The following is a 14,001-nucleotide window of genomic DNA, read 5'->3' as shown; positions in this document are numbered from 1 at the left end:
GCGAAGGCGCTCCACCGATTGCCGAAAGACCTGAATTGCCAATCGAATCCCACGGTGCTCATGACCACCCACCCTAAACCCGTTTCCAACCTCTTCAAAGGATTCTGACAGAGATTTGAAGTTCCTCTGAATGTATCGGACACGGTGATCTGGATAGCCTGAATCCATTGCGCCGAAAGGAGTTTGCCGTGTCCGATATCGCGGGATTCGATCCGATTGCGCGACGATGGGTCACCGGTCCCGCCACCACCGCGGGTTCGTCCTTCGCCGCCGTGCCCACGCTCGAGGGCGAATTACTCCTCGACGACGCGGCCCGCGCGGCGGTGGCCACCGATCTGGGAAATATCGCCGTGCACAAGCCGTCCGCGGTATTGCGGCCCGGTTCGGCCGAGGACATCGCCGAGATGATCCGCTTCTGCCGCACCTACGGCATCGCCGTGTCGACGCGAGGCAATGCGCACACCACCCTCGGACAGGGTCTGTCCGAGGGGCTGCTCATCGAGAACCATTGCCTCGACCGCATTCACTCGATCGGCCCGGACGTCGCCGAGGTGGACGCCGGAATCTTCTGGAAGGATCTGCTGCTCGCGGCCTACGAGCGTTCCCCGCGCCGCACACCGCCCGCGCTCACCGGTTACACCTCGCTGACCGTGGGCGGAACGTTGTCGGTCGGCGGGCTGGGCGGGCTGGTCGGCGCGCTGCGCACCGGGCTACAGATCGATCACGTCCGCGAACTCGAGGTCGTCACCGGGACCGGCGACATCGAACGCTGCTCTCCCGAGCGAAAATCCGACCTGTTCGAGGCGGTACTCGGCGGACTGGGCCAGTGCGGTGTGATCACCAAGGCCGTGGTCGAACTCGAACCGGCCCGCGAGCGGGCCCGCACCTACGTGCTGGAATACACCGACAACGCGCGGTTCTTCCGCGATCTGCGCACCCTGCTCGACCGTCCGGCGATCGATCACATCTACGCCGAGCTGTACTCACCGCAGTCCAGCCCGACCCACAAGCTGTACGCGACCGTCCTCTACGATCCGGACGCCCCGCCCGACGACGCCGCGGCCGCCGCCGATCTGACCACCGCGCCGACCATCGACGACACCACCTATCTGGACTACGCCTTCTCCATCGATCGGCTCGTCGACGGTATGCGCGAGACGGTGGAGTGGGACCGGCTGGTCAAACCCTGGTACGACGTGTGGCTCGGCGGTTCGGTGGTCGAGGACTACGTCGATGAGGTGCAGTCGGCGCTGTCCGCCCGCGATATCGGTCCGTTCGGGATCAGCCTGCTGTATCCGCAACGGCGCGACCGGATTTCGCGACCGCTGCCGCCGCTGCCCGAGCCGGACGGATCGCCGTGGGTATTCGTGCTCGATATCAATACCGTCGCCGAGACTGCGGACGCGGATCCGGAATTCGTGGCCGACATGCTCGATCGCAACGACCGCCTCTACGCCCGGGCCCGCAAACACTATGGGGCCGTGCTCTATCCGATCGGCTCGCTGCGATTGAACGCCGACGACTGGCGCGCGCACTACGGCGAGCGCTGGCCCGCCTTCCGCGCGGCGAAGACCACATACGACCCGAGCGGCATTCTCGCCCAGGGCCTCGGCATCTTCCAGGACGACTGACAGCAAGGAGCGAGCGCATGCCTCCATCCAAGCCCGAGTTGATCGGGACCAACGGCGCCGTCGCCAGTACGCATTGGCTCGCCTCCGCGGCCGGGATGCGCATTCTGGCCAAGGGCGGCAACGCATTCGACGCCGCCGTGGCCGCCGGATTCGTCCTGCAGGTCGTGGAGCCGCATTTCAACGGCCCCGGCGGCGATATCTCCATCGTGGCCCATCGGGCCGGACGTGACGATGTGCAGGCGATCTGCGGTCAGGGGCCGATGCCGCGTGCCATCGGCATCGAGACATTCAAAGAGCTGGGCCTCGACGCCATACCCGGTTCCGGACTGCTGTCGGCCTGCGTGCCGGGCGCGTTCGGCGGCTGGATGCGGCTGCTCGGCGAATTCGGGACCATGCGCCTGGCGGATGTGCTGGAACCGGCGATCGGGTACGCGGAGAACGGATTTCCGCTGCTGCCGGAGACCGCCCGCGCCATCGAGGTACTCGCCCCGCTGTTCCGCGAGGAGTGGCCCGGCTCCGGGGAGACCTATCTGCGCGGCGGCGTCGCGCCCGCGGCCGGGAGCCGATTCCGCAATCCCGCGCTCGCGCACACCTATCAGCGCCTGATCAAGGCGGCCGAATCGGCCTCGCCCGACCGGGACGCGCAGATCCGGGCGGCCCACGACGCGTTCTACAAAGGCTTTGTCGCCGAGGAGATCTCCGAATTCCTGGCCTCGGGTCCGATGCTCGACGCGACCGGGCGGCGGCATCGGGGACTGCTCGACGCGGACGATCTGGCCCGGTGGGAGGCGACGGTGGAGACCGCACCCAGCCACGGCTACGGGCCCTATCAGGTCTTCAAACCGGGACCGTGGTCGCAGGGTCCGGTGTTTCTGCAGCAGATCGCGCTGCTGGACGGCTTCGATCTGACCCGAATGGGTTCGGGCAGTGCGGATTACATGCACACCGTGATCGAATGCACCAAACTCGCCATGGCCGATCGCGAGGCCTGGTACGGCGATCCCGACTTCAGCGATGTGCCGTTGGCGGACCTGCTCGACGCCGACTACACCCGTGCCCGCCGCGCACTGGTCGACGCGCGTGCGGCGACGACGCTACGACCCGGTACCCCCGGCGGGCGCGACTCCTTCGTTCCCGAACCGCCCCCGCCGGACGAAACCGAGGCCTCCTCGGAGTGGATGTCGCAGCTGCGCAACGGATTACCGACGATTCTCGCGGCCACCACCACCAAGAACGACACCTGCACGGTCACCGCGGTCGACCGGCACGGCAATATGGTCGCCGCGACCCCCAGCGGCGGCTGGCTCAAGAGCTCCCCCGCGATCGGCGGCCTCGGCTTCCCGCTCGGTACGCGTGGCCAATGCCTGTATCTCACCGAGGGGCACCCGAATTCGCTCGCACCCGGTAAACGGCCGCGCACGACGCTGAGCCCGAGCGTGGTTTTGCGCGACGGCAGGCCCTTCGTGGCCTTCGGCACCCCCGGCGGCGACCGGCAGGACCAGTGGACGCTGCAGTTCTTTCTCAACGTCGCCGATTTCGGGCTGGACTTCCAGCACGCGACCGAGACCACGGCCTTCCACACCGATCAGGTACCGGCCTCGTTCACCCCCCACGCCCATCGACCCGGGGTGCTGGTCGCCGAGGACACCTGCGATCCGGCGACCGTGGCCGAACTCGAGCGCCGCGGCCATCGGGTGGAACTCGTCCCGGCCTACACGCTGGGCCGGGTGTGCGCGACCGGATTCACCGACGACGGCGCATTCGTCCGGGCGGCCGCGAGCCCCAAGGCCCGGCACGCCTACGCCGTCTGCGAATGAAGGAGTGGAATATGACCATCACCGACCATGCCCCGGAGATCATCGAACTCCAGGACGAGACCCAGCGCCGGGAATGGCAGTCGTTCACGCTGTCGAATCTGCCCGAGATGATCAGCGCGATGCATGTCTGCCAGGCGGTGCAGGCGATTTCCGATACGCCGTTGCTGCAGCGCCTGCGATCGGGGCCGCGGCGGATCGCCGACGGCCTGCTGGCCGGCATCGATCCCGCGATCGGCACCGGCTTCCTGCGCTATCTGATCAATCGCGGCGTCCTGGAAACCCGCGGCGAGGACTTCCATTTCACCCGGCTCGGCGAATTCCTCACCACCGATATCTCCCTCGCCCGCCTGGGCGTCTACGTCGACGCCTATGGCGCGGTCACCAGCCGGATCGGCGATCTGCTCACCGGCAAGGCCGTCTACGGCAAGGATGTGATCCGCGACGGCGGTGCGCTCGGCGCGCATTGCGACACCCTGTTCTCCTTCTTCCACTCCCCGGTCGTGCTGCAGGCCATGCGCGGGCGCGATGTCCACAAGATCCTCGATATCGGCTGCGGCGGTGGCCAATTGGTGGTGGACGCCTGTCTGCGCGATCCCGAGCTGACGGGTATCGGGCTGGATATCAGCCCCGATGCCGTGGCGGTCGCCAATGAGCTGGCCGAGCGCAGCGGGGTGGCCGATCGGGTGAGCTTCGTGGTCGGCGACGCCTTCGCCCCGCGGACCTGGCCGCGGGAATGCCTCGAGGCCGACGGGCTGTGCATCATGAGCGCACTGCACGAGCATTTCCGCAATGGCGAACAGGCCGTGGTGGATCTGCTCGACGAGATCGGACAAATGTTCCCGCATCAGAAGATTCTCCTGGTCGGTGAGCCCGAGATTCGCTACGACGGCCGGGAGAACGACGACGACTTCTTCCTGATCCACGTCCTGACCGGACAGGGCCTGCCCCGCGATCGCGCCGCCTGGTTCGACGTATTCGACAAATCGAGCATGCGGCTGCGCCGGATGTATCACCGGCCGGGCGCGGGACCGCGCATCTGCTTCTATGATCTGGCCCCGGGAGGCGACCGGGCGTGACGACCTCGTTCTCCGCCACCGAGACCGATATCGAATTATTCTCGGCCGCCGCGCTTCTCGATCCCTATCCGCACTATCGCAGGCTGCGCGAACTCGGTCCGGTGGTATATCTGTCGGCCTACGACCTGTACGGCCTGTTCCGTTACGACCAGGTGCGCCCGGCCCTGATCGACTGGGAGCGATTCAGTTCCGCGCCGGGCATCGCGATGAACGCCCCGTGCAACGAGGCGTCCGCGGGCTCACTGCTCTCGATGGATCCGCCGCGTCACCGGGCCGTGCGCAAGGTGCTCGACGATGCCCTGCGACCCAGATACGTTCGCCGGATCGCGGGCGATATCGAACAGCACGCCGAGGATCTCGTCGACAGTCTGCTGGCGCGTGCGGAATTCGACGGCGTCGCCGATTTCGCGTGCAAGCTGCCCGTCGAGATCGTGATGGACCTCATCGGCTTCCCGCGCGACGAATACCGGGCCGACCTGTTGGACTGGGCGCTGGGCGCGTTCAACTACATGGGGCCGCCCGGCGAACTGCAGGAGTCGACCTTCCCCGACGTGCAGGCCCTCATGCGCTATCTGGTCACCGAGGCGACGCCCGATCGGCTGCTGCCCGACAGCTTCGGCCGAATCGTCTGGGCCGCGGCCGATCGCGGTGAGATCACCGAGGGCGAGGCGCTGATGACCATGAGCGCCTATGCCTGCGCGGGTTTGGACACCACGATCGCGGGCGTGGCCGGGACGCTGTGGCTGCTGGCCGAGAATCCGGAGCAGTGGGCGGCGGTCCGCCGCGATCACACACTCGTGCCCGCCGCATTCCTGGAGGGCATTCGCATGGAGACGCCCATCCAATGCTTCTCCCGCGTCACCACCGACGATGTGGCGATCGAGGATCGCGTGATCCCGGCGGGTTCGCGGGTGGTGGTCTCCTACGCCTCGGCCAATCGGGACGAACGCCACTACCCCGATCCGGATCGCTATCTGGTGCGCCGCAATCCGGCCGATACGGTCGGTTTCGGCTCCGGCGTGCACAACTGCCCGGGCCGCGTGCTGGCCTCGATGGAGGCCAATGCCCTGTTCGGCGCGCTCGCCGCGCGGGCCGCCACCGTCGAGCTCACCGGCGAACCCACCCGCACGCCCAATACCATCACGCGCGGACTGGATCGGCTGCCCGTCCGCATCCGCCCCGGGAGGTGAGCCACGGTGCGCGCAGCACAGATCGTCGAATACGGAGCTCCGCTGGAGATACGCGAAATCCCCGATCCCGCACCGGAATCCGACGGCGTGGTCCTGTCCGTCCTCGCCTCGGGCATCTGCCGCAGCGACTGGCACGGCTGGATGGGCGACTGGGGCTGGATGGGCGGACAGGTCGAATTGCCGCGCACGCTGGGCCACGAGATCGTCGGCGAGGTCGTGGCGGCGGGTCCCGAGGTACGCGAGGTGCGCATCGGCGACCGGGTGACGGTGCCGTTCCATCTGGCCTGCGGCGTCTGCGGATATTGCCGGGCCGGACAGGCCAATGTCTGCGACAACATGCAGGTATTGGGCTTCTGGCGCGACGGCGGTTACGCCGAGTATGTGCGAATACCCAACGCCGACTTCAACTGTGTGCCGGTGCCCGATTCGCTCACCCCGGTCGCGGCGGGCGCGATCGGCTGCCGGTTCATGACGGCATTCCACGCGGTCGTCGGACAGGGCAGAGTGCGGCCCGGTGAATGGCTGGCCGTACACGGCGTCGGTGGGGTCGGGCTGTCCTGCGTCCAGATCGCCCGCGCCGCCGGCGCTTCGGTGGTCGCGGTGGATATCGACGCGGAGAAACTCGAGCTCGCGCGGGCCCAGGGCGCGACGCATACCGTGCACGCGGGCGTCGAATCCGATGTGCCCGCCGCGGTCCGCGAGGCGACCGGCGGCGGCGCGCACGTATCGATCGACGCCCTGGGCGCGCGGGCCACCATGTTGAATTCCATTCGGTCGCTGCGTAAACGGGGCCGCCATGTCCAGGTCGGCCTGACCGGGGCCGCCGATGCCGGTGAGATCGCGCTGCCGGTCGACGAGATCACCATCGCGGAGTTGAGCATCGTCGGCTCGCACGGCAATCCGCACACCAGCTATCCGCGGCTGCTGGCGCTGGTCGCCGCCGATCGACTCACCCCGCAGACGCTGGTGCGGCGGACGGTATCGCTGGATCAGGCCGGGGATGTGCTGGCGGCGATGAGCGATTTCACCACCCACGGCATCACCGTCATCGACCGCTTCTGAAGGCCGGGAGGTTTCGTGAACACCCTGCTCTACATCGACGGCCGATTCGTACCCGCCGCCACCGGCCGCACCTTCGTCACGGTCGATCCGTCCACCGGCGCGCACATCACCGAGGTGGCCCACGCCGGACCCGACGATATCGCCGCCGCGGCCGGGGCCGCCCGCGCCGCACTGGACGGGCCGTGGGGGCGGCTGCCCGCCGCCGAGCGCGGACGACTCCTCACCCGTCTCGGCGAACTCGTCGAACGCCACGGCGAGGAGCTCGCCGTCCTCGAGGCCCGCGACGGCGGTAAGCCGATCAGCGTGGCCCGCGCCCACGACATCCCCGCCGCCGCGGCGCAATTGCGCTATTTCGGCGGCTGGCCCACCAAGATCGAGGGCGAGACGATTCCCGTCGCGGTCCCGAATACGCTGTGCTACACGCGCAAAGAGCCCGTCGGGGTCTGCGCCCAGATCATTCCGTGGAACTTCCCGCTCCTGATGGCCGCCTGGAAACTCGGCGCCGCCCTGGCCGCCGGATGCACGGTGGTGCTCAAACCCGCCGAACAGGCGCCGCTGTCGGTGCTGCGGCTGGCCGAGCTGATCGCCGAGGCCGAATTCCCCTCGGGCACGGTCAATGTGCTCGCCGGTGACGGCGAGACCGGGGCCGCGCTGGTCGATCATCCGGGCGTCGACAAGGTGGTGTTCACCGGATCCACAGCCGTGGGCCGCGAAATCGGCGCGAAGGCCGGCGCGGCGCTCAAACCGGTGACGCTGGAGCTCGGCGGCAAGTGCCCGAATATCGTGCTCGCCGATGCCGATATCGAGGCCGCGATCGCCGGGTCGTACCAGGGTGGTTACGCCAATTCCGGCCAGGCGTGCATCGCGGCGTCCCGGCTCTACGCGCACGAGAGCGTGTTCGACGAGGTCGTGGCGGGAATCGTGGACCGGGCCGAGCGCGCCCGGGTCGGCCCGGCGCTGGATCCGGCGACCGAACTCGGACCGCTGATCTCGGCCGAACACTATCGGCGGGTGCGCGGATTCCTGCGCGACGGACTCACCGCGGGCGCGACCCTGAGCACCGGGGAGGTTCCGGCGGCCGAGCCGAGCGGCGGGTACTTCCTGCGCCCGGTGCTGTTCACCGAGGTGAAGCCGGATATGCGGATCTGTCGCGAGGAGATCTTCGGCCCGGTGCTCGTGGCGTCCCCGTTCCGCGATCTCGACGAGGTCGTGGCGGCGGCCGATGACACGGAATACGGTCTGGCGGCAGGGGTTTGGACGCGAAACATCGGTACGGCGCACGCGCTCGCGGCGCGGCTGCACACCGGCTCGGTCTACCTCAACGCATGGGCGCCCGGTGATCCGGCCGCACCGTTCGGCGGGGTGAAGACCTCCGGGATCGGACGGGAAATGGGCCGCGCCGGGGTCGCGGCGTATCTGGAATCGAAGACCGTGTGGACGGCACTGGGCTGAGGACTACGGGAAGGGTGTGCGATGTGTGGAATCGTCGGTTGGGTGGATTTCGGTCGTGATCTCGCCACCGAGCACCGAATTGTCCGAAAGATGGTCGACACCATGGCCTTACGCGGCCCGGACGACGAGGGGATGTGGTTGCGTCCGCGCATCGCCCTGGGGCATCGTCGCCTGTCGGTGATCGACCTCGAGGGCGGACGGCAGCCGATGGTCACACCGGAGACGCTGCCCGACGGCACGCCGGTGGCCGCGATCAGTTACAGCGGCGAGGTCTACAACTTCGGCGAACTGCGCGACGAACTCATCGGGCGGGGACACCGATTCGCCACCAGAAGCGATACCGAGGTGGTGCTGCGGTCGTATCTCGAGTGGGGCGCGGGGTTCGTCGAGCGGCTCAATGGCATGTTCGCCCTGGCGATCTGGGACAGCCGCACCGAGGAATTGCTGCTGTGCCGCGATCGGCTGGGCGTGAAACCCCTGTTCTACTACCCGATTCGCGACGGTGTGCTGTTCGGATCCGAGCCGAAGGCGATTCTGGCCCACCCGGACAGCCGTGCCGAACTGTCCCTGGACGGATTGCGCGATGTGCTGTCGTTCCTGCGCGTACCCGGCCAGACGCCGCTGCGCGGCATGTACGAGGTGCGGCCCGGACATCTGCTCCGCGTGCGCGAGGGCCGCCGGATCGAGCAGAAGTACTGGGAGCTGAAGTCCTGGCCGCATACCGACGATGTGCCCGCCAGCGTCGCCACGGTGCGAGAGTTGTTGGAGGACATCGTCGCCCGCCAACTGGTCGCCGATGTGCCGCTGTGCACCCTGCTGTCGGGCGGCCTGGACTCCAGCGCGCTGACCGCGCTGGCCCAGCGCAGACTCGGTGCGGGACAGCGGATTCGCAGCTTCTCGGTGGATTTCGCCGGACAGGTGGAGAACTTCGAACCCGAGCCGCTGCGCGAGTCCCCGGATACGCCGTTCGCGGCGGAGCTGGTGCGCCACGTCGGCACCGATCATCGCGAAATCCTGTTGAACAACGCCGATCTGGTCGCCCCCGATATCCGCTCGGCGGTGCTGCGGGCCTGGGATCTGCCCTACGGCGACGGCGATCTGGGCCCCTCGCTGTATCTGCTGTTCCGCGCGGTCCACGAGCAGTCCACGGTCGCGCTGTCGGGCGAATCCGCGGACGAGGTGTTCGGCGGCTATCTGTGGTTCCACGATCCGCGCGCGGTACGAGCCGATACCTTCCCGTGGCACGCGCTCGGCGAGCGCGGCATCACCGAACAGTCCACGGCCTTCCTCGATCCCGACCTGACCGCCGCGCTGAACCTGCCGGAATACATTGCCGACCAATACCATTCGGCACTGTCCGAGGTCCCACACCTGTCCGGCGAGACCGGAATCGACCGGCGGATGCGGATCGCGAGCTATCTCAACATCACCCGCTTCATGCCCATCCTGCTCGACCGCAAGGACCGGCTCAGCATGGCCAACGGCATCGAGGTCCGCGTCCCGTTCTGCGACCACCGCCTCGTCGAATACGTCTTCAACGCCCCCTGGTCGATCAAGACCTACGACGGCCGGGAGAAAAGCCTGCTGCGCGGCGCGACCGCCGACCTGCTCCCCCGATCCATAGTGGAACGCCGCAAGGCCCCCTACCCCGCCACCCAGGACCCCGGCTACGACCGCGCGATGAAACAGGTCCTGGCCAAGATCACCGCCGAACCCACCTCCCCGGCCCTGACCCTGTTCGACCTGAACGCCATCGAGCGCTATCTGGACACCCCGGTCGTGAAGTCCTCGTCGATGCAGGAACGGGGCCTACTCAACGAGACCCCGATCCGCCTCTACGAATGGCTCGACGCCTACGACGTCTCCCTCACGTGGTGACCGGACCGCTCAGGCGTACTGACGCATGAACCGTCTCGTGACGAAGACGGTCAGGCGCTGATATCCGACCGGGAACAGCCGCTGCAGGATATCCATCACTACGGCGTCGGCCCCGACGAGCAGGCGGATCTTCTTGCGGGCCACGCCGTCGACGATGGTGCGGGCGGCGCGGTCGGGGCTGGTGTGGGCGAGGTGATCGAATGAGTCCGCGGCCGAGCGCAGATCGCGCGGGCAGGCGACGCCCTCGCCGTCGAGACGGACATTACGGGCAATATTCGTGCGGATGCCGCCGGGGTGCACGCACATGACGCGGGTCGAGGATCCGGCCATCAGCAGTTCCATCCGCAGCGATTCGGTGAAGCCGCGGACCGCGAATTTGGTCGCGGAATAGGACGATTGGCTCGGCATGCCGAGCAGGCCGTAGACGCTGGACACATTGACCACGGTGCCGCCGCCGGAACGCTGCAGGGCGGGCAGGAAGGCCCGGGTGCCGTGGACGACGCCCCAGAAATTGATGTCGACGATCCATTCCAGGCCGTCGTCGCTGACGGTGGCGGCGTCGCCGAGCAGGCCGACACCGGCATTGTTGACCACCACGTCGACCCGGCCGTACTGCGCGAGGACCTGATCGGCGAAGGAATAGACCGCGGGCCTGCTGGCCACATCGACGGCCTGCACGGTCGCCGCGACGCCGTACATCCGACAGCGGGCCGCGGTCGCCTTCAGGCCCGGCTCGTCGATATCACACAGGGCGAGATCCGCCCCGCGACGCGCGAATTCCACCGCCGTCGCGGCTCCGATTCCGGAGGCCGCGCCGGTCACAACCACAACCCTGCCGTCGAAGCGTCGCATCCAGTCCCCTAAAAGATAGTGACCGCTCTCTAACCCTAGTGGTCCGATCTTGTCACCGCCAGGGGCCCGGTCGATACCCAGCTGTGACATGGACCGACTGGTTTGCGCTCCCGTAGCCGCAATAGGCTGCGGTATCCACGAGGATCCGGTCGACGCCTAGGGGTAGTCCCATGAGCGGTGTTCTGCGGTTGCTTCGCACGTGGTGGCGCGAGGGCGTCGACTACGACTGGATGGCGCGCGCCATCGCCTCCCATTCGGTACTGGGCACGGCCCGATTCGCGGTCGGGTCGGGCGGCGTGCTGACCCTGGTGTTGAACGCGCCGGCCATGCTGTCGGAGTCCGGGCCGCGCTATGCGGTGGGTTCGGCGGCGGTGTGGCTGCTGGCGGCCGCGGCACTCGCGTGGCTGGTGCGCTGGTGGTTCCTGCCGTGGCCGGGCGCGACGGAATCGGTGGCGCTGTTCGCGGCGGGCGATGTGGTGATCACGGCGGTATGCCTGCTCGAGCCCAGCCAGGTCGCCCGATCGGTGGGCATGGTGCTGCTGGTCGTCATGGGGATGCATCTGTGCGTATTCCACGGGCCCAAAGTGCTTGCCGCGCATACGCTCTGGTCGATAATTTCGGTGGCGGCGATCACCGCTCCACTGGTTCGCGACGGTGAGATCGGCACGGCGATCGTCGTACTGGTGACCCTGGCCGCGGCCATCGGGGTGCCGCCCGGTCTCCAGTTCGGCTACTGGCTGTTCCGGCGGGACATGCTGTCGGACCCGCTGACCACACTGCTGAGCCGCCGCGGCCTCGAATATCAGTCCTCGGTGATGTTCGACCGCGCCGATCCGGTCCCGATCTGCGTACTGGTCATCGACTTGGACCGCTTCAAGGCCGTCAACGACACCTTCGGACATTCCACCGGCGACGAGGTGCTGGTGCACACCGCCGACCGGCTGCGAGCCGCCGCACCGCGCGGCAGCATCGTCTCCCGCATCGGCGGCGAGGAATTCGCGATCGTCGCCCGTACCTCGCTGGCGGCCGCGACCGAAACGGCCGAACATGTGCGCCGGGCCGTTGCCGAACCGCTGGCCGCGGTGTCGGTGACCGCGAGTATCGGCGTGGCCGCCGCGACACCCGATCCCACGTGCCCGATCTCGGTGGACGATCTGATCCGATCCGCGGACGGCGCGATGTATCAGGCCAAACAGCGCGGCGGCGATACCGTGGTGATCGCCCGGCACACCCAGGCCCCCGAATATCGAGGGATTGCCGCACACCGCTCGACACCCGAATCTTATTGATATGCGATGGTTTTCAGTATTGGCGCTCGCGGGCGCGATGATGGCGACGCCCACCGTGACGGCGGTCGCGGACGACGCCGCCGAATGTCCCGGTCTGGCCTGCGTCTGGTCGGGTGCGAACTACACCGGGACCCGGGTCGTGCTGACCGCGGCGGATATCAAGCAGTGCCATTCCGCACAGAGCCTGGGACTGAACGGAATTCGTTCGGCGATCGTCGACGGCGAGGCGTTCGACAACTGGTCGTATCTGTCGAGCGACACCTGCCAGGGCGCGGGATGGGTGCTGCCCGACCGGAATCCGTCGTTCGATCCTCCGGTACGCAGCCTCTACATCGCACGCCCGGCGCCGGGTGGGGCCTAGCTCACGAACGCGACCGACGACTCGGCATATCGCCCGACCGTCGAAGTTCTATCCAAAAGTAGATATTGTCCGTTCATGGGCACGGGTTCGGCCGCATTGGAGCGGCTGCGGGAACGGGCGCGAGAACTGGTCGAGGAATTCGCCGCGGGATCGCGGGGAGCTATCTTCCACATTCTCTGGCCGATGCCGATTTCGTGCCGAGCGCGCGGCTCAATATCGAGCTGTACTTCCGCTATCTGATCGAGGACGTCGAGCCCTCCGAGGAGGATTCCCGCCCGCTGGTGGAACGGGCGCTGCGGCTGGTGCACGACGGTATGCCGCTGCCGGAGGCGCTGACCAACTATCGGGTCGGCGCGGAATACTTTTGGAAACAATTGATTTCGCTCATCGACGATCCCGCGCTGATCTCGGCGGTGAGCCTGCGGCTGACCAACGATTTCAAACCGCTGCCGCGGGGATTTCCGGGCAGCTGATCCGAGCCAGGGATCCGATTTCCAGCGCGATCCACAGCGCACCGTCGGGACCGACCGCGATGCCGTGCGGCTCGGACTCCTCGACCGGTAGGTCGTACACGGCGATTCGTCCGTCGACCGTGATCGCGCCGATTCGATTACCCGCCCATTCGGTGAACCACAGTCGGCCGTCGGGGCCCGCGGTGATGGCGTGCGGGCGCGTGGCGCGATCCGGCAGCGGGAATTCGGTGATCACACCGTCGGTGGTGATCCGCCCGATCTGCCCCGCGCCGATTTCGACGAACCAGAGCGAGCCGTCGGGTCCGGCGGTGATGCCGACGGGTGCGGCGGCCGGGGTCGGCACGGGGTACACGGTGATCGCCGCGTCGGCGTCGATGCGGCCGATCGCATTGCCCATATTCAGCGTGAACCACAGCGCGCCGTCGGGTCCGGCGGCGATCGCCGAGGGAAAACCGCTGCCGGGCAACGGATATTCGGTGATCTCGCCGTCGACTGTGATGCGCCCGATGCGATCGGCCCCGGATTCGGTGAACCACAGCGCGCCGTCGGAGCCCGCGGCGATGCCGTACGGGCCGGATTGCGGTGTGGGCGTGGCGAATTCCCGCACCGAACCGTCCGATGCCATCCGGCCGATGCGATGGGCGCGGTATTCGGTGAACCACAGCGCGTCGTCGGGTCCGGCGACGATGATCGTCGGCCCGCTGTCCGGCTCGAGCGGATACGCGACGGGTTCACCGCCGGGCGCCCAGCGTCCGATTCGGCCGCTGTGCACCAGGGTGTACCACAGTGCGCCGTCCGGGCCGGTGGTCACCGCGTAGGGCCCGTCGCCGGGCTCGGCCACGATGTGCTGTTCGATCATGGGTACAGCTTGCCTTTTCCGGCGGACCCCCGAGTCAGGGGGCGGCGAATCACCGCCGCCC

At 67.8% G+C, this 14,001-nt stretch carries 12 protein-coding genes; 10 read left to right on the top strand and 2 right to left on the bottom strand.

Going from position 1 to position 14,001, the window contains the following annotated elements:
• The first annotated feature begins 188 nt into the window (after positions 1-188).
• From NP4_RS26190 to asnB, 7 genes are read left to right on the top strand one after another with little or no spacing between them, the layout of a single operon-like run.
• Complete coding sequence (locus tag NP4_RS26190) at positions 189-1,631, top strand: FAD-binding protein (RefSeq protein WP_245998508.1); 1,443 nt, start codon at positions 189-191, stop codon at positions 1,629-1,631.
• A 17-nt stretch (positions 1,632-1,648) separates the two neighbouring features.
• The gene (locus NP4_RS26185) at positions 1,649-3,448 is read left to right on the top strand and encodes a gamma-glutamyltransferase family protein (protein WP_068003114.1); all 1,800 of its coding nucleotides are present in this window, start codon (positions 1,649-1,651) and stop codon (positions 3,446-3,448) included.
• A gap of 11 nt (positions 3,449-3,459) precedes the next feature.
• Complete coding sequence (locus tag NP4_RS26180; protein WP_068003200.1) at positions 3,460-4,524, top strand: methyltransferase domain-containing protein; 1,065 nt, start codon at positions 3,460-3,462, stop codon at positions 4,522-4,524.
• Positions 4,521-5,714, top strand: a complete 1,194-nt coding sequence (locus NP4_RS26175; RefSeq protein WP_068003109.1) for a cytochrome P450 — start codon at positions 4,521-4,523, stop codon at positions 5,712-5,714. Before NP4_RS26180 ends, NP4_RS26175 begins: the two co-directional genes overlap by 4 nt.
• Positions 5,715-5,720: 6 nt before the next feature.
• A complete protein-coding gene (locus NP4_RS26170) occupies positions 5,721-6,776 on the top strand; it encodes a zinc-dependent alcohol dehydrogenase family protein (protein WP_068003106.1) in 1,056 nt (351 codons plus the stop codon).
• Between the two features lie 15 nt (positions 6,777-6,791).
• Positions 6,792-8,228, top strand: a complete 1,437-nt coding sequence (locus tag NP4_RS26165; RefSeq protein WP_068003103.1) for an aldehyde dehydrogenase family protein — start codon at positions 6,792-6,794, stop codon at positions 8,226-8,228.
• Between the two features lie 21 nt (positions 8,229-8,249).
• Positions 8,250-10,106: an asparagine synthase (glutamine-hydrolyzing) gene (asnB, locus tag NP4_RS26160; RefSeq protein WP_068003101.1), complete on the top strand. Its 1,857-nt coding sequence runs from the start codon at positions 8,250-8,252 to the stop codon at positions 10,104-10,106.
• A gap of 9 nt (positions 10,107-10,115) precedes the next feature.
• Here the strand turns inward: asnB and NP4_RS26155 are convergent, their stop codons facing one another.
• The gene (locus NP4_RS26155; RefSeq protein WP_068003097.1) at positions 10,116-10,958 is read right to left on the bottom strand and encodes an SDR family NAD(P)-dependent oxidoreductase; all 843 of its coding nucleotides are present in this window, start codon (positions 10,956-10,958) and stop codon (positions 10,116-10,118) included.
• Between the two features lie 170 nt (positions 10,959-11,128).
• On the opposite strand from NP4_RS26155, the gene NP4_RS26150 reads away from it, so the two are divergent.
• From NP4_RS26150 to NP4_RS26140, 3 genes are all read left to right on the top strand, one after another.
• Entirely contained in the window at positions 11,129-12,247 is a 1,119-nt protein-coding gene (locus NP4_RS26150; RefSeq protein WP_068003093.1) for a GGDEF domain-containing protein, read from the top strand.
• 1 nt (position 12,248) lies between these two features.
• Entirely contained in the window at positions 12,249-12,608 is a 360-nt protein-coding gene (locus tag NP4_RS26145) for a peptidase inhibitor family I36 protein (RefSeq protein ID WP_068003090.1), read from the top strand.
• 65 nt (positions 12,609-12,673) lie between these two features.
• A complete protein-coding gene (locus NP4_RS26140) occupies positions 12,674-13,081 on the top strand; it encodes an RsbRD N-terminal domain-containing protein (protein WP_484194752.1) in 408 nt (135 codons plus the stop codon).
• Here the strand turns inward: NP4_RS26140 and NP4_RS26135 are convergent.
• Complete coding sequence (locus NP4_RS26135) at positions 13,047-13,940, bottom strand: Vgb family protein (protein WP_068003086.1); 894 nt, start codon at positions 13,938-13,940, stop codon at positions 13,047-13,049. The genes NP4_RS26140 and NP4_RS26135 overlap by 35 nt on opposite strands.
• Positions 13,941-14,001 lie beyond the last annotated feature (61 nt).

This window comes from Nocardia pseudobrasiliensis NBRC 108224, from assembly GCF_001613105.1.
GTDB classification, from domain to species: Bacteria; Actinomycetota; Actinomycetes; order Mycobacteriales; family Mycobacteriaceae; genus Nocardia; species Nocardia pseudobrasiliensis.
The sequence above is the reverse complement of the archived record's forward strand: the minus strand, read 5'-3'. Positions and strand labels throughout refer to the sequence as shown.